The following is a 14,790-nucleotide window of genomic DNA, read 5'->3' on the forward strand; positions in this document are numbered from 1 at the left end:
CTCAATAAGGCAGGATCACATCGGCCAGCTGCTGGCCGAAGCGGGGTTGCTGGACATCGGTGATCTGCCCGCGCCCGCCATAGGAGATGCGCGCGCCCGCGATGCGGTCATAGGCGATCTCGTTGCTGCGGTCGATGTCGGCGGGGCGCACGAAGCCGCTGACGGTCAGCTCGCGCAGCTCATAGTTCACGCGCACTTCCTGGGTGCCCTCGATCTGCAGGGTGCCGTTGGGCAGCTGGTCGATCACGGTGGCGGCGACGCGCAGGGTCAGCTTGTCGCGCCGGGTGATGTTGCCGCTGCCCTTGTAGGAGGACGAGGCCTCGGCCTCGGCCAGGTTGTCGAAGCTGGCGCCCTCGGGCAGCTTTTCGTTCAGGCGCTGCGGGATGCCGATCATCTGCGGGATCGACACGCTTTCGTCCGAGGACCGGCTGCGCCCCGAGCTGTTGGTCATCTGCGCCTCGTCGTCGATCTCGATCACCACGGTCAGGATGTCGCCGCGCGTGGCCGCCCGACGGTCGCTGATCAGCGACGACGTAGTCCCGGCCCAGAGCGAGGCCGCGGCCTCGGGGCGGCCGGAATCGACGGGAATCTCCAGGGGCGGGTTGGTCATGGCGATGAATTCCTCGCTGTTGCGGGGCGAGGTGAGGCTGGGCGGCTTGCCCAGGTGGTCGGTGCGCGCGCAAGCCGAGACCGCCAAGGCCAGGCACAGGAAATGGGTCGGTTTCATGGGAAATCCTTGGGTCTATTTCATGGCCAGCAGGCTGCCGTCGGGCTGGACCACGGCGCTGATGGTCGCGCGGGATTCCAGGTTCATGACGCGGATCACCTCGCCCGCGGCCCCGTCGGACAGGGTCCGCGCCTCGGTCACGATGCGCAGCGCGCCGCGCTGGAAGACCAGCGGGTGGATCTGGTTGCGCGAAATCAGCCTGGGCGCCTGGAGCAGCGAGGCTTGCAGCGGGCGGCCTTCGTGGATGGTGATGCGGGTTTGCAGGCCGATCGCCTGAGACGGGTCGGACAGGCCGGGCCGGTCGCCGTCAATGGCGCGCAGGTCGCCCGCCGTGATGACCGTGCCGGCAGGCAGCGTCCGCGCCGCCGCCAGAACCGCCGCCCCGGCAGGCAGGGGGCCAAGCGCCAGAAGCAGGACCAGCCAGCGCATCAGCGCACCTGCGTGGTGGCCGCCAGCATCTGGTCGGCGGCGGTGATGACCTTGGCGTTGAGTTCATAGCCGCGCTGCGCCTTGATCAGTTCGGTGATCTCGCGCACGGAATCGACAGAACTGTCCTCCAGATAGCCCTGGCGCAGGATGCCAAGCCCCTCCTGGCCGGGCGTCGTCACCTGGGGCGTGCCGGAGGCGGCGGTTTCCAGGAACAGGTTGGACCCGATCGCTTCGAGCCCCTTTTCGTTGGAAAAGCCCGCCAGGGTCAGTTGCCCCAGCATCTCGGGCTCGACCTGGTTGGTGAAATAGGCGTAAACCTCGCCCGCCGCATTGATCGAGATGCTGCGCGCATCGTCGGGAATGGTGATCCCCGGCGCGACCTGATAGCCGTCCGAGGTCACGATCAGCCCGTCGGGCGACCGCTTCAGCCCGCCGTCGCGCGTATAGGCCGAGAGGCCGGAGGGCAGCGTCACCTCGAGATAGCCGTCGCCGTCGATGGCCAGGTCCAGGTCGCCCCCGGTCTGGGTCAGCGAACCCTGTTGCAGGTTGATGCTGACCGCCGTGGGGCGCACGCCCAGTCCCAGCTGGACACCCGCCGGGATGACGGTGCCGTCGGCGGCGGTCACGGTGCCGGGACGGGTCGCCTGCTGATAGGTCAGGTCGGCGAATTCCGCGCGCCGCGCGTTGTAGCCGGTGGTGGACATGTTGGCGAGGTTGTTCGAGATGACCTCGACGCGGGTCTGCTGGGCGCTCATGCCGGTTGCGGCGATCTGCAGGGCTCTCATGGGTGGACCTTTCAGCGGGTCATGCCGGTGATCGCGCTGCGGATGCGCTGATCTTCGCGGTCAAGGAAGGACTGGCCCAGCTCGTAGGCGCGCTGGACCTCGATCATGCGGGTGATCTCGAAGACGGAATCGACGTTGGATTCCTCCAGGAAGCCTTGGCGGATGCGGGCGTCCTCGACGGGCTCGGGGGCGGCGTCGGTGGTGAAGGCGGTGCCGCCCTGGTGGGTCAGCTGCGCGTCCTCGGGCGCGGTGAAGACGCCGATCTTGCCGAAGGCCACGCCATTGGCCGACAGCGTGCCGTCGGCGCCCACCGCGACATCGCTGGCGCCAGCGGGCACGATGAGGGGCGCCATGCCCTCGTCCAGCAGGCGGAAGCCGTCGGCGGTCATCAGCTCGCCCTCGGCCGAGGGCAGGAAGGCGCCAGCGCGGGTCAGGCGGTTGCCCTCGGGTGTCTCGACCAGGAAGAAGCCCTCGCCCTCGATGGCGAGGTCGAAGTTGCCGTTCGTCTGGGTCAGCACGCCCTGGTCCAGATCCAGGGTCCGGCCGCGGGCATGGGCCATCGACAGCGTGTCGCCGCTGCGGTCCAGCGCCGACAGGTGTTCGGCGAAGATCACCCCCTCGCGGCGGAAGCCGGTGGTGTTGGCGTTGGCGATGTTGTTGGCCACCACGCGCATTTCCGCCATCAAGCCCGATTGCCGGGTCAGCGTCGCATAGATCGCGTTGTCCATGTCAGCTTCCCGCAACCAGGGGGATGATCTGCCCCAAGTAGAAATCGGACAGCGCGGTGGTCATGAAGCTCATGGTGACCCAGAAGACGGCCAGCATCAGCCCGACCTTGGGCACAAAGGTCAGCGTCATCTCCTGGACCGAGGTCAGCGCCTGGAACAGGCCGATCACCACGCCCGCGATCAGCGCCACCGCCAGCATCGGGGCGGAAATGCGGACCGAGATCAGCAGCGCCTGGCGCAGCATGTCGAAGAGCAGCGTCTCGTCCATGGCTCAGACCGGCATCCGCAGGATTTCCTGATAGGCCTCGACCACCTTGTCGCGGATGGCGACCACGGTTTCCAGGGCGACCTCGGCCTCGGCGATGGTCTGGACCAGGCGGTGGGTTTCGACCTGGCCAGTCATGGCGCCGGCCGCCACCTGATCGACCTGGCCCATCTGGGCCGCGAAATCCTCGGCGGCGTTGGACAGCGCCTGGACGGCGGGGGCGGGCTGGCCCGGCGCCACGGCGGTGCGGGCGGCGGAATAGGCACTGGCTGCATTCAAACTGGTAAACATGGGCGACCCTTTCTAGCGACGCAGAAGTTCCAGAAGCGACGCGCCCATCTGGCGCGTCTGCTCGAACATTTTCAGGTTGGCCTCGTAGCTGCGGCCCGCCTCGCGGGAATCGGCGATCTCGATCACCAGATCGACGTTGGATCCCAGGTAATAGCCGTCCTTGTCGGCCAGCGGATGCGAGGGGTCATAGACCCGCGGCAGGTCCGTCTGGTCCAGCCGCAGCTTCGATGCCTCGACCTCGCCGGTGGGGCGGCCGAAGCGGACGGCCTCCTCGAAGGTGACAAGCTTGCGGCGATAGCCGGGCGTGTCCACGTTGGCGATGTTCTCGGCCGTGTGGCGCAGGCGTTCGCCTTGGGCGCGCATCCCCGATGCGGACAGGTGCAGGGCGGAAACGGGCTGGTCCATCACGCACGCCTCCCGATGCTGGTGCGCAGCAGATCCAGCGCCGAGCTGTAGATGCCCAGCGACAGGTCGTGCCCGCGCTTGACCTCGGCCGCCTTCAGCATCTCCTCCTCCAGCGAGACCGAGTTGCCGTTGGGCGACACGCCGGTTTCCGACACCGTGGCATGGGTGGCGGGCGACCAGTCGGGCGCTTCCAGGTGGCGCGGGTCGGTTGTGCGCATCGCGGCATAAGCCGCGCTGCGATAGCTGTCGGTGAAGGACTGCAAATCCTCGGCCTTGAAGCCGGGGGTGTCGGCATTGGCGATGTTGCGGGCGACAGTGACCTGCCGCTGGCTGGCGTATTGGCCCATGGCACGGGCCATGCGCATCATTTCGATCTTTTCAAACATGAGGCTTCTCCTCATTGGCGATAACCCGGTCTTAACCCCGATTCGTTTAGAAACCGTTTGCGGCCCGAAAAAACCGGAGGGTGAGATGGACCAACTGACCTCGATCGCGGCGCGGATCGCCGATCTGCGCATGACGCGGCACTTTGGCCGGGTGCATTCGATGCATGCCGGGCTGATCCGGGCCGAGGGGTTGAACAGCCATGCCTCGGTGGGCGACAGGGTGCTGATTTCTTTGCAGAAAGGGCAGGTGGCGGGCGAGGTCGTCGGGCTTGGCCCGCGCCATGCCGATGTGCTGCCTGAGGGCGATGCCGAGGGCCTGTCGGTGGGGGCCGAGGTGGAACTGCTGTTCGCCCCCACCATCGCCCCCTGCGACGCCTGGATCGGGCGAATCATCGACCCCCTGGGCCAGCCGCTGGACGGCCGCCCCCTGCCCACGGGCCGCGAGCCGCGCCCTTACCGCCGCGAGGCCCCGCCCGCCGTGCGCCGCAAGAGGCTGGGCACGCGCCTGCCCACGGGATTCGCGGTCTTCGACACGCTGCTGCCGCTGGTCACGGGCCAGCGGATCGGGCTGTTCGCGGGATCGGGGGTGGGCAAGTCCACGCTGCTGTCGGGCCTTGCCCGGGGCGTGCAGGCCGATGTGGTGGTCATCGCCATGATCGGCGAGCGGGGCCGGGAATTGCGCGAATTCGTCGAAAAGACCCTGGGCCCCGAGGGCATGGCACGGGCGGTGATCGTGGCCGCGACCTCGGACCGATCGCCGCTGATCCGGCGGCGCTGTGCCTGGGCCGCGATGGCCGTGGCCGAGCATTTCCGCGACGGGGGGCGGCATGTGCTGTTCCTGGCCGATTCGATCACCCGCTTTGCCGAGGCGCATCGCGAGATCGCCCTGGCGGCGGGCGAACCCCCCAGCTATCGCGGCTTTCCGCCCTCGGTGTCGAACCTGATCATGGCGCTGGCCGAACGGTCGGGCCCGGGGCTGGAGGGGACGGGCGACATCACCGGCATCTTCAGCGTGCTGGTCGCAGGGTCCGACATGGAGGAGCCGGTGGCCGACATCCTGCGCGGCACCCTGGACGGCCATGTCGTGCTGGAGCGGACGATTGCGGAACGGGGGCGCTTTCCGGCCATCGATGTGGTAAGATCGGTGTCGCGGTCCTTGCCCGACGCCGCCACCGCTGACGAGAACAGGATGATCGGCAAGGCCAGGGCCGCCCTTGGCGCCTATGCGGAATCCGAACTGATGATTCGCGCCGGCCTTTACGCACCCGGATCGGATGCGCGCCTGGACGAGGCCGTGAAGCTTTTTCCGCAGCTTGACGACTTCGTGACGCGCAAGACGAACGGGGTCGCCGACAGCTTTGTGGAACTTGCTGCGGCGCTCCGGGTTCAGGGCAGCCCACGCCAGGGCGCGCGCGCGTGATCATCAAGTGCAAGCGGTTGAGTTCGCTTAATGAATGTTAGGCTGGGAGGGCGGGCCATTGCGCAGTGCAGCACGATTTGCAACTGTCCGCTGCCAGAGCAAGGGGACGGAATTGGCAATCACCGAGTACTTTGTCCGTTATCTTCAAAGACGCGATACTCTGGCCCCGGAAGACCTTGAACGCCTCCGGGCCATCAAGACTCACCATGCGAGCTTCGGCGCGGGCGAGGTGATCGTTCCTGCGGGCAGCAGCCCGACCCGCAGCTGCATGATGCTGCGGGGGTTGTCCGCGCGGTCGAACCGTCTGGTCGGCCGTCCCGACGACCGGGTGATCACGGCCCTGCACGTTCCCGGCGACTTTGTCGATCTTCACGCCTTTGTCTTGGCCCGGCTGGATCATTCCATCGTCGCGGTGGGCCCCGTCGAGGTCGAGTTCATCGACCATGCCGAACTGACCGAGATCACCGAGAACTTTCCCCACCTGACCCGGCTTTTGTGGATGGCCACGCTGATCGAATCGGCGATCCACCGGCAATGGCTGGTCGCCGCGGCCTCGCTGCGCTCCAGCGCGCATCTGGCGCATCTCTTGTGCGAGATCTACACGCGCCTGACGGCGGTGGGCGCGGCCTCGGACGGGCAGTTCCAACTGCCGCTGCTGCAACGCGAACTGGCCGATATCCTGGGCTATTCCCCGATCCACGTGAACCGCGCCGTGCGGGACTTGCGCGATCGCGGCCTGATCCGCTGGTCGGGATCGGACATCGGCATCATCGACTGGAAGGGCCTGGTGCTGTTGTCGCGCTTCGATCCGTCCTATCTGGATCTGGAGCGCGCCAGCCGATGATCGCGGGCAAGGCCTACTGGCACAACCGCCAGCCGCCGCGGCGGGCGGCGATGTCCAGGTGCAGGTGGTCGTCATGCGCCGCGTTCGCGCCGGGGCCAAGCACCGTGGTGAAGAACAGGCAACCGGCCGCGCGGATGGTGCGCTGGAAGGCCTCGGCCAGGTCGCCGGTGTCGGTGCGCGGCTGGATCACCAGCGGATCGGCCCCGTCCAACAGGACGGCGGCGATGTCGATGGCATTGCCAAGCGCGTGTTCCGACAGCTTGGGCCGGTCCTCGCCCGTGCCGATGCGCGGTCGGCAGTCATAGGTCGTGCCCAGTCGCAGGCCCGTGACGCGGGGCGCGCCCGGCAGGTGGGATGCCGCCGGACGCAGGAAGTCGCGCGCCCAGAAGCCAAGCCCCCGCGCCGTGTCGCAGCGCATCACCGCGCCCCCTTCCAGCACCAGGTCGGGCAGGATCCGATCGACCCGGATCGGCCGGGCGATGCCGCAATCGGGGTCGGCAGCGTCGGTGAGGGGCGGCTGTTCGGCATAAACCGTGCCCAGATGGGACAGCGCCAGCTTGCAGGCGGCAAGTTCCTGGTCGGTTTCGCGCAGCATCCACCAGGCAGGGGGCGCGGGGGGACCGAACATCGCGGTCGGCGGGGGAACGGTTTCCGCCGATGCCTCGGGCGGGGCGGCGGTTTCCCCGGGCCGTTCCGGCGGGCGGTCCTGCGCCGCCGCGGGGGCCAGCGGCACCAGCAGCGCCAGCAGGATCGCCCCCGCCCGGATCATGGCTGCCCGGCGGCAGGCGGGACGACGAAACTGTCGGGCAGCGCCCCGCTGAGGGCATTGCTCAGCGGATCGGCGGGCGGTGCCAGAGACTCGGCGTCCTCTTCCGAGGTGTTCTCGTAAACCGCCTCGGCCGGGGCGCGCTTGGCGGCCAGCGGGTCGGTGTAGTCGAGCGGTTCTTCCGGGGCCGGGGCGGCAGGAACTGCGGCGGCAGGGGTTTCCAGCGGCTCGGCCGGGGCGGTGGCGGCGGGTGCCGCGCCGGTCGCATCGGCGATGGTGACGCCTGCGGGCAGGAACTCGACGGTGGTGGTGTTGACGCGGACCATGTGGGCCAGTTCCTCGGCGTCCCAGTTGGTCAGGCGCACGCAGCCCATCGACTGGTTGCGGAACAGTTGCGAGGGCGTGGGCGTGCCGTGGATGCCGTAGGTCGGCTTGGAAAGCCCGATCCAGACGGTGCCCACCGGCGCGTTCGGCCCCGGCGGCACCACCAGCACCTTGTCGTTGTCGCCCTGCTGGAAATTCTTCTTGGGATCATAGGTATAGTTCGGGTTCAGCGCCACCTTTGCCACATGGTGATCGCCCGAAGGCGAGGGCGTGGCCGACGACCCGATGGTCGCGGGATAATCCACCAGCAGCTTGCCGTTCGCGTCGAACCCGGCCACCCGGCGGGTGTTCACATCGACCAGGATGCGCGCCACCGTGCCGCGCATCCGGCTGCCGGTGTTGATGACCTTGATGGTGGCGCCGGGCACCAGGTCGGTGCCGGGGTTCAGGAAGGCGATGAACTTCTCGTCCATGTGGAAGCGTTCGCCCAGGCGTTCGGCGACGCTGGTATGGGCCATGGCGGGCATCTTCGCCTTTTCGGCGTAATCGGTCGGGATCGCGTCCACCAGCCCCTCGGCATCCTCGGCGGTGATGGTATAGTCCTGGGTGGCGGGCTGCGCGGCAAAGGATTGCAGCAGGTTCCACACATGCGGGTCCATCACCCCGTCGATGGGCAGACCCGACCGGCGTTCAAAGGCCATCAGCGCGCTCTGGCTCATGCCGCCCTTGAAGCCGTCGATCACGCCCGGAGAGATCCCGGAGCGGTCCAGCAGCACCTGCACCTTGGTCGTCAGGGCCGACCGCCCCGGGGGCAGTTCGCCGCCGTCATAGCTTGCGGCCTCCACATCGGCTGCCAGGAAGGGCTTGTCGGTCTGGGCCTGCGCGGGCAGGGCACAAAGCGAGGCAAGCGCCAGGGCAAGCAGGGTCGGGGGCGAAAGGCGCGGCATGGGGGTCTCCGTCGGATGGGCGCAGCATTGGCGGTCTTGCGCGAAATCGCCAGATAGACCGCCGGTCACATTTCGGTCAATTGCCGTTTGAGTTCGCGGCCGCAGCGCCGTAGCCTGCCCCGAGGGACGCATATCCGGGGACAGGGTGACGGGCGAGGGGATGGGCATGGCGGGGCTTGCCGCGATGGCGGCGGCGGTCGCGCTGACGGCCCTGCGGATGCCTGCCGCCCTGGCGCTGATGCTGGCGGGTGCGGCCTGCCTGGCCTGGACGGGAAGCCTGGAGCGCGCGTGGGATCCGCTGGCGGCGCTGCTGTCGGCGCCGGATCTGGCGCTGGTGCCGCTGGTCCTGATGCTGGGCAACACGGCCTTTTACGCGGGTTTCGCCACGGGGGTGCATGACGCGGCGGCGGTTGCCTTGCAAGGCAGGCGCGGCGGGCTGGCGCTGGCCGCGATCGGGGGCTGCGCGGGCTTTGCCGCGGCCTCGGGGTCGTCGCTGGGCTGCGCGGCCACCATGTCGCGCATCGCCCTGCCCGCGATGCTGCGCGCGGGATACGATCCGCGCCTGGCGGGGGCCTCGGTCGCGATGGGCGGCACGCTGGGGGCGCTGCTGCCGCCCTCGATGCTGCTGATCGTCTGGGGGCTGCTGTCGGGAACGCCGGTGGGCGCGATGATCCTGGCCGGGCTGCTGCCTGCGCTTTTGTCACTGGCGGGGATGATCGCCACCGTGCTGTGGTGGGTTTGGCGCGATCCGCAAGCCGCCCCCCTGCCGCAGCCGCAGCCCATTCCGGCAAGCGCCGTCCTGCGCGCGGTCTGGCCCGCGCCGGTGCTGTTCGCGATCATCGTGGGCGGGATCTGGTCAGGCCTTCTGACCCCGGTTGCCGCCGTGACGGCCTGCCTGGCCCTGGTGCTGGCCCTTGGCCTGGTCCAGCGCCGCCTGACGCCCGAGACGCTGTGGTCCGCCCTGCGCGAAACCCTGCGGCAGACGGCGGCGATCCTGCTGGTGCTGGTCGCGGCGACGCTGTTCCTAGCCTTCCTGGAGAGGACCGGCATCCCCGCCGCCTGGGCGGACTGGGCCGCCGACATGCCGCGCCTGGGCACCCTGGCCCTGCTGGCCCTGGCCTGCGCCACCCTGGCCTTGCTGGCCGAGCCGGTGGCGATGCTGGTTCTGCTGCTGCCTTTCGCGCTGGCCCTGGCACAGGTCTGGGGCCTCGATGCCGTCTGGGCGGGGGTCGTCCTGGTCAAGCTGGTCGAGACCGCGCTGGTCCTGCCGCCCTTCGGGCTGATCGCGGTGGTCGTGGCGACCGCCAGCAAGACCGTTCCGCCCGGCCCGGTCCTGTCGGGCATCCTGCGGTTCCTGTTCGCGGACCTTCTGGTCCTGGCCGCGATCGTGCTGTTCCCGGCGCTGACCGGCTGGCCCTAGTCCTCGGACACCAGGCGATGATGGGGGGGATAGAACTGGCGGGCGAAGGACACGGGGGTCGTGTCGCTCCAGTTGGTGCGCTCGATGGTCAGGACGGGGGTGCCCTCGGCGATCTTCAGGTGGCGCGCGCAATCGCCGGTGGCCGCATCCGCCAGGATCGAGAAGCGGCCATGCGTCAGGGCCACCTGGCTTGCCAGCCATTCATGGGCGGATTGCTCCTCCACGTCCTGGCGGGTCAGGGGGGGCAGGATGCGCGGGTTCAGCCAGATCGCTTCGCAGCAATGGGGGTTGCCGTCGGCCGTATAGGTCGCCTTGACCAGCACCAGTTCCTCGGCCGGGGAAACCTGCAGGGCGCGGGCGGCGGCCTCGGTCGGCAGGCGGGTCAGGAAGTTCGACAGGCGATAGGCATAGGCCGCGCCCATGCCCTCGATCTCGGTGCGGATGGCGGGCATGTCCAGCACCGTGCGCCGGGCCGAGGTCGCGGCCACCCGCGTGCCCACCTTGCGGCGGCGTTCGATGATGCCGCTGTCGGCCAGCTCGCGCAGCGCCCGGTTCACGGTGGCGCGCGCGCAGCCCATGCTGACGGCCAGTTCCTGTTCGGTCGGGATCAGCTCTCCGGGGGGCCATTCCCGGCTTCGGATCCGCTCCAGCACATCGGCGCGGACGGATTGCCAGGTGTTCATGCGCCTGCCGCCGCCCGCCGCACCGGATGCGCGAAGCGACCGGACAAGGTTACCGGGTATTTTTGCCATTTTTTTACTATGAAACTCGAAACATGTAACCAATCCAGTGTCGGGAACAGTTGGCGCAAAAGGAAGATGTCCAAATCGACAATGGCCCGTGACCGGCAAAGGCTTGCCATGCCGGGCGCGACAGCCCGCTTGCGCCGGGCGGTGCGGCTGCTATTGCATGATCTGCAGCCGACCGCAGGGGGAACGATGCGCGCCGAGGCCACCACCGCCAATCCCGTCGCCGCCGCAGGCACCGCCTGGGGCATCCTGACCGCCATCAGCCTGTGCCACATGATCAACGACGTGATGCAGTCGATGCTGGCCGCGATCTATCCGCTGCTGCGGGTCGAGTTCGCGCTGACCTATGCGCAGATCGGGGTGATGACCTTTGCCTTCCAGGTGACGGCATCGCTGCTGCAGCCGCTGATCGGCATGGCCACGGACCGGCATCCGCAGCCCCGGTCCTTGCCCTTCGGCATGGCCTCGACCTTTTGCGGGGTCTTGCTGCTGGCCTTCGCGCATCATTACGGGATGCTCTTGGCGGGGGCGATGCTGATCGGGGTCGGATCGGCGGTGTTCCATCCCGAAAGCTCGCGCGTGGCGCGGCTGGCGTCGGGCGGGCGGTTCGGCACGGCGCAGTCGCTGTTCCAGATGGGCGGCAATTTCGGGCAGTCGCTGGGCCCCTTGCTGGCGGCCTTCATCGTGGTGCCGCTGGGCCGCCCGGCGGTGGCCTGGTTCGCAGTGGCCGCCGCCCTTGGCGCCGCGATGCTGTGGCAGGTGGGCCACTGGGCCGAGGGTCGGCGGCGCGCGGCATCCGCGAAGCCCGACACGACCCTGCGCCTGCCGCGCGCCATCGTGATCCGCGCCATCGCGGTGCTGGCGATCCTGACCTTCACCAAGAACATCTACACCGCCTCGATGAGCAGCTATTTCACCTTCTTCACCATCGAGAAGTTCGGCCTGTCCACGCAGGGCGCGCAGATCATGCTGTTCCTGTTCCTGGGCGGCATGGCGGCGGGCGTGATCCTGGGCGGCATCGTCGGCGACCGGATCGGGCCCTTGCGGGTGATCTGGTTTTCCATCCTGGGCGTGCTGCCCTTCACGCTGCTGCTGCCCCATGTCGGGCTGGCGGCGACGGGGGTGCTGGCCGTGATCATCGGGCTGATCCTGGCATCCGCCTTCCCGGCCATCGTGGTCTTTGCGCAGGAACTGGTGCCGGGGCGCACCGGCACCATCGCCGGGCTGTTCTTCGGATTCAGCTTCGGCATGGGCGGCATCGCCGCCGCCGCCTTGGGCGTGCTGGCCGACGCCCAGGGGATCGAGCGGGTGTTTTTCCTTTGCTCGTTCCTGCCGATCCTGGGGGTTCTCACGATCTTTCTGCCACGCCCGGGGCGGCTGATCGGCGGATGACGGACGGGCCGCTGTTCTTCCACATCAGCCCCGACAACTGCGGCGAGGGGCGGCTGGCCCGGCTGTTCCGCCGCAACGGCCACCCCGCCGTCTGCCACGACAAGGGGCGTCTGGCCGAGGATGTCCTGTTCGCCCGCGCCACCGGGACCGACCCGCTGACGCCCTGGCCGGGAACGGTGCTGTTCGCGGGCCTTTACCGCCACACCCCGCATTGGCGCCCTCCGTTGGAGGCCTGGCGGCAGTTCGCCTGGCTGGCCGACCGTTTTCCGCAGGCGCGCTTCATCCTGACCACGCGGCGCCCCGAGGACTGGATCCTCGATCGCCTGACCCGCGACGGGGCGGCCGCCGCACGCTGCCATGCGCATCATCGCGGCTGCGCCACCGCCGACCTGCCCGACCTGTGGGAAGCCGACTGGCACGCCCACATGGCGGCGGTCGAGGCTTTCTTCGGCACCGATCCCCGGCTGTTCCGCGTCGATCTGGACCGCGACACGCCCGCCGATCTGGCCGCGCGCCTGGACCCGCTGCTGCCGATGCCCGATGCCGGCTGGCAGCCAGGCTGGTTCCCCCCGGCCGAGGGCGCGCCCCCCGATCTGGCCCGGCTGCTGGCCCCGCCCCCTGCCGAACCCGTCGATCCGGCCTATGTCGAGGACGTGGCCGCCTTCTGCCTGCGCGGGCTAGAGCCCGGCGCGCCGCAGGACGGCGGGCTTTCGGAATATTTTTCCATCTGGAACGGGGCCGCATTCGTGACCAACCGCCACGGCGCCCCGCGCCGCATCGCGGTCCGGGACGGGATCGCCCTGTCGGCCCCAGGCCGGCATTTCAAGCTGATCCGGGCCGAGGGGGTGATCAACGACGCCCTGCGCCTGGACCGCCCCTTGCCCCTGCGCATCGACATGGAGGATTCGCGCTGGTTCGGATCCCCCCAGGGCGAGGCGCTGTCCGCCCCGGTCCTGTGCCACAACCGCCGCGCAGGCGCGCGCAATGCCGTTCTGTGGCCGCTGCCCGACCAGCACGCCATCGGCCTGCCGGGCTTCGATCCCGATGCGCCCCCCGACCCGATCCCGTGGGAGGACAAGCTGGACCAAGTGGTCTGGCGCGGCATGATCTCGGGCAGCGGGATGGGAGAGGGGGTCAGGACCGGCCCGGCCTCGCACACCATCCTGCGGGATCTGGCCCAGGCGGGGGACGATCCGGCCCGGCGGCAGGCGGCCTGGGACCGGCTGTGCAACACCAACCGGCTGGCCTTCGTGCGGCGCTGGTGGGAGCATCCCGATTTCGACCTGGGCGTGGTGATGGCCTGGGGATACCGCGACTTTGCCCGCGATCCGTGGCTTGCGCCCTATTGCGTGCCGCGCCAGGGCCGCAGCTTCTTCCACGGATTCCGCTATCAGCTGTGCCTCACAGGCTATGACCACGGCTCGAACTTCATCGGGGCCATCGACAGCCAGTCGGTGCTGCTGGCCGAGGAGGACGGCTGGGAAGTCTTCTATTCCGGCCGCTTCCGTCCATGGAAACACTATATTCCGCTGGAACGCTATGGCACCGACATCGCCGAAAAGCTTGCCTGGGCGCGGGAAAATCCGAACGAATGCAAGGCCATGGCGGCTGCGGCCCGCACCGAGGCCGCCATGCTGCGCAAGCCCGCCACGCGGCGCGCGATCATGGCGCGGATCCTCGACGGGCTGGCGGCGGCGGGTTAGGCATGGGGCAGGAGGAACCCATGACCACGATCCGCATCGAACCCCTTACGCCGGAAGCGTTCGCCCCCTTCGGCGAGGTGCTGGCCCCCCGCGCCACCCCCGACCGCATGATCAACGCAGGCCGCTGCGAGCGTCACCACGCGCTGGCCACCGTGGAAACCGGGGGCGGCGAGGCGATCATCTCGATCTTCCGCAGCGAAGCCGTCAGCCTGCCTTACGCCTGCACCCTGCTGGAACGCCACCCCCTGGGCAGCCAGGCCTTCATGCCGCTGGGACCGGATGCCTGGATGTCGGTCGTGGCCCCCGACGCGGGCGGCAAGCCCGGGGCGCCGCGCGCCTTCCTGGTGCCTGCGGGCACCGGCGTGAACCTGCGCGCGGGGGTCTGGCATGGTGTCCTGACGCCGCTGGACCGGCCCGCCTATTTCCTGGTGGTGGACCGCGAAGGGGACGGCGTGAACCTTGAAGAAGTCACCATCCCCCCTGTAACCATCACCGCATGATTCTGCCCGATTTCAGCGTCGAACGGACCGCCCTGTCCCGGGGCGCCCGCCGCGTCGCTGGCGTGGACGAGGTCGGGCGCGGCCCGCTGGCCGGTCCCGTCACCGCCGCCGCCGTCGTGCTGGACCCCGGCAACATCCCCGACGGGCTGAACGATTCCAAGAAGCTGACGGCAAAACGGCGCGAGGCGCTGGCCGAATGGCTGGCCGTCCATTGCGACCATTGCATCGTCCATGTCGGTGTCGAGGAGATCGACCGCCTGAACATCTATCACGCCTCGCACCTTGCGATGTGCCTGGCGGTGAAGGGCCTGCGGACCCGGCCCTGCCACGTCCTGGTGGACGGCAACCGCGTTCCCCGCGACCTGTCCTGCCCGGGAGAGGCGATCGTGGGGGGCGATGCGCGCTGCGTGACGATCGCCGCGGCCTCGATCCTGGCCAAGGTGGCGCGCGACCGGCTGATGGTGGATTTGGCGCAACAACATCCGGGCTATGGCTGGGAAACCAACGCGGGCTACGGCACGCCCGCGCACAAGCAGGCGCTTCTAGATCTGGGCGTCACCCCTTGGCATAGGCGTTCGTTCGAGCCCGTCCACAACATCTTGTGTAAAGCCCTAGAGGCAAGCTCTTGATTCAAAAAAGAAATTGACGCCGATTCGGGTCTGAATCATGTTGGGGGGATACCAGACCGGGACAAACCGGCACTTCCCCC

18 protein-coding genes are annotated in these 14,790 nt (G+C 68.9%); 7 read left to right on the forward strand and 11 right to left on the reverse strand.

All coding sequences use genetic code 11. The features are described from left to right. Position 1: 1 nt before the first annotated feature. The 8 genes from flgH to JX613_RS12505 are packed head-to-tail and all read right to left on the reverse strand — an operon-like array spanning position 2 to position 4,016. Positions 2-727 (reverse strand): flagellar basal body L-ring protein FlgH, encoded by a 726-nt coding sequence (gene flgH / locus JX613_RS12470; protein ID WP_207101790.1) that lies wholly within the window; start codon positions 725-727, stop codon positions 2-4. 15 nt (positions 728-742) lie between these two features. Next, positions 743-1,156 (reverse strand): flagellar basal body P-ring formation chaperone FlgA, encoded by a 414-nt coding sequence (gene flgA / locus JX613_RS12475; RefSeq protein WP_207101791.1) that lies wholly within the window; start codon positions 1,154-1,156, stop codon positions 743-745. Continuing rightward, entirely contained in the window at positions 1,156-1,941 is a 786-nt protein-coding gene (flgG, locus tag JX613_RS12480) for a flagellar basal-body rod protein FlgG (RefSeq protein WP_207101792.1), read from the reverse strand. The genes flgA and flgG overlap by 1 nt, the downstream gene beginning before the upstream one ends. An 11-nt stretch (positions 1,942-1,952) precedes the next feature. Next, positions 1,953-2,669 carry a flagellar hook-basal body complex protein gene (locus JX613_RS12485; RefSeq protein WP_207101793.1) on the reverse strand — a complete coding sequence of 239 codons (717 nt, stop codon included), beginning with the start codon at positions 2,667-2,669 and terminating at the stop codon, positions 1,953-1,955. Position 2,670: 1 nt separating this feature from the next. Beyond that, entirely contained in the window at positions 2,671-2,937 is a 267-nt protein-coding gene (locus tag JX613_RS12490; RefSeq protein WP_207101794.1) for a flagellar biosynthetic protein FliQ, read from the reverse strand. 3 nt (positions 2,938-2,940) lie between these two features. Continuing rightward, entirely contained in the window at positions 2,941-3,225 is a 285-nt protein-coding gene (gene fliE, locus JX613_RS12495; protein ID WP_207101795.1) for a flagellar hook-basal body complex protein FliE, read from the reverse strand. Positions 3,226-3,237: 12 nt separating this feature from the next. Beyond that, entirely contained in the window at positions 3,238-3,630 is a 393-nt protein-coding gene (gene flgC / locus JX613_RS12500) for a flagellar basal body rod protein FlgC (RefSeq protein ID WP_207101796.1), read from the reverse strand. Further along, positions 3,630-4,016, reverse strand: a complete 387-nt coding sequence (locus JX613_RS12505) for a FlgB family protein (protein WP_207101797.1) — start codon at positions 4,014-4,016, stop codon at positions 3,630-3,632. The genes flgC and JX613_RS12505 overlap by 1 nt, the downstream gene beginning before the upstream one ends. An 85-nt stretch (positions 4,017-4,101) precedes the next feature. On the opposite strand from JX613_RS12505, the gene JX613_RS12510 reads away from it, so the two are divergent. Next, positions 4,102-5,436, forward strand: coding sequence for a FliI/YscN family ATPase (locus JX613_RS12510; protein WP_207101798.1), 1,335 nt, complete (start codon positions 4,102-4,104; stop codon positions 5,434-5,436). A 112-nt stretch (positions 5,437-5,548) separates the two neighbouring features. After that, on the forward strand, positions 5,549-6,280 hold the full coding sequence (locus tag JX613_RS12515) for a Crp/Fnr family transcriptional regulator (RefSeq protein WP_207101799.1): 732 nt from the start codon (positions 5,549-5,551) through the stop codon (positions 6,278-6,280). 13 nt (positions 6,281-6,293) lie between these two features. Here the strand turns inward: JX613_RS12515 and JX613_RS12520 are convergent, their stop codons facing one another. Together JX613_RS12520 and JX613_RS12525 are read right to left on the reverse strand one after the other, a co-directional pair. After that, the gene (locus tag JX613_RS12520; protein WP_207101800.1) at positions 6,294-7,049 is read right to left on the reverse strand and encodes an extensin-like domain-containing protein; all 756 of its coding nucleotides are present in this window, start codon (positions 7,047-7,049) and stop codon (positions 6,294-6,296) included. Beyond that, positions 7,046-8,317 carry a L,D-transpeptidase family protein gene (locus JX613_RS12525; protein WP_207101801.1) on the reverse strand — a complete coding sequence of 424 codons (1,272 nt, stop codon included), beginning with the start codon at positions 8,315-8,317 and terminating at the stop codon, positions 7,046-7,048. The genes JX613_RS12520 and JX613_RS12525 overlap by 4 nt, the downstream gene beginning before the upstream one ends. 166 nt (positions 8,318-8,483) lie before the next feature. On the opposite strand from JX613_RS12525, the gene JX613_RS12530 reads away from it, so the two are divergent. Next, positions 8,484-9,737: a TRAP transporter large permease subunit gene (locus tag JX613_RS12530; RefSeq protein WP_207101802.1), complete on the forward strand. Its 1,254-nt coding sequence runs from the start codon at positions 8,484-8,486 to the stop codon at positions 9,735-9,737. Here JX613_RS12530 and JX613_RS12535 read toward each other — a convergent pair. After that, complete coding sequence (locus tag JX613_RS12535; RefSeq protein ID WP_207101803.1) at positions 9,734-10,420, reverse strand: GntR family transcriptional regulator; 687 nt, start codon at positions 10,418-10,420, stop codon at positions 9,734-9,736. The two genes, JX613_RS12530 and JX613_RS12535, sit on opposite strands and share 4 nt — an antisense overlap. Positions 10,421-10,555: 135 nt before the next feature. Here JX613_RS12535 and JX613_RS12540 point away from each other — a divergent pair, with 135 nt between their 5' ends. Genes JX613_RS12540 through JX613_RS12555 form a run of 4 tightly spaced genes read left to right on the forward strand, consistent with a single transcriptional unit; the run spans position 10,556 to position 14,710 of the window. Continuing rightward, entirely contained in the window at positions 10,556-11,878 is a 1,323-nt protein-coding gene (locus JX613_RS12540) for an MFS transporter (RefSeq protein WP_419538833.1), read from the forward strand. Then, a complete protein-coding gene (locus tag JX613_RS12545) occupies positions 11,875-13,581 on the forward strand; it encodes a glycosyl transferase family 90 (protein ID WP_207101804.1) in 1,707 nt (568 codons plus the stop codon). Before JX613_RS12540 ends, JX613_RS12545 begins: the two co-directional genes overlap by 4 nt. A 20-nt stretch (positions 13,582-13,601) precedes the next feature. Continuing rightward, entirely contained in the window at positions 13,602-14,081 is a 480-nt protein-coding gene (locus tag JX613_RS12550) for an ureidoglycolate lyase (protein WP_207101805.1), read from the forward strand. After that, positions 14,078-14,710: a ribonuclease HII gene (locus tag JX613_RS12555; RefSeq protein ID WP_207101806.1), complete on the forward strand. Its 633-nt coding sequence runs from the start codon at positions 14,078-14,080 to the stop codon at positions 14,708-14,710. Before JX613_RS12550 ends, JX613_RS12555 begins: the two co-directional genes overlap by 4 nt. Positions 14,711-14,790: the final 80 nt, after the last annotated feature.

Origin of the sequence: Paracoccus shandongensis, from assembly GCF_017315735.1 — a bacterium.
Taxonomy (GTDB): domain Bacteria; phylum Pseudomonadota; class Alphaproteobacteria; order Rhodobacterales; family Rhodobacteraceae; genus Paracoccus; species Paracoccus shandongensis.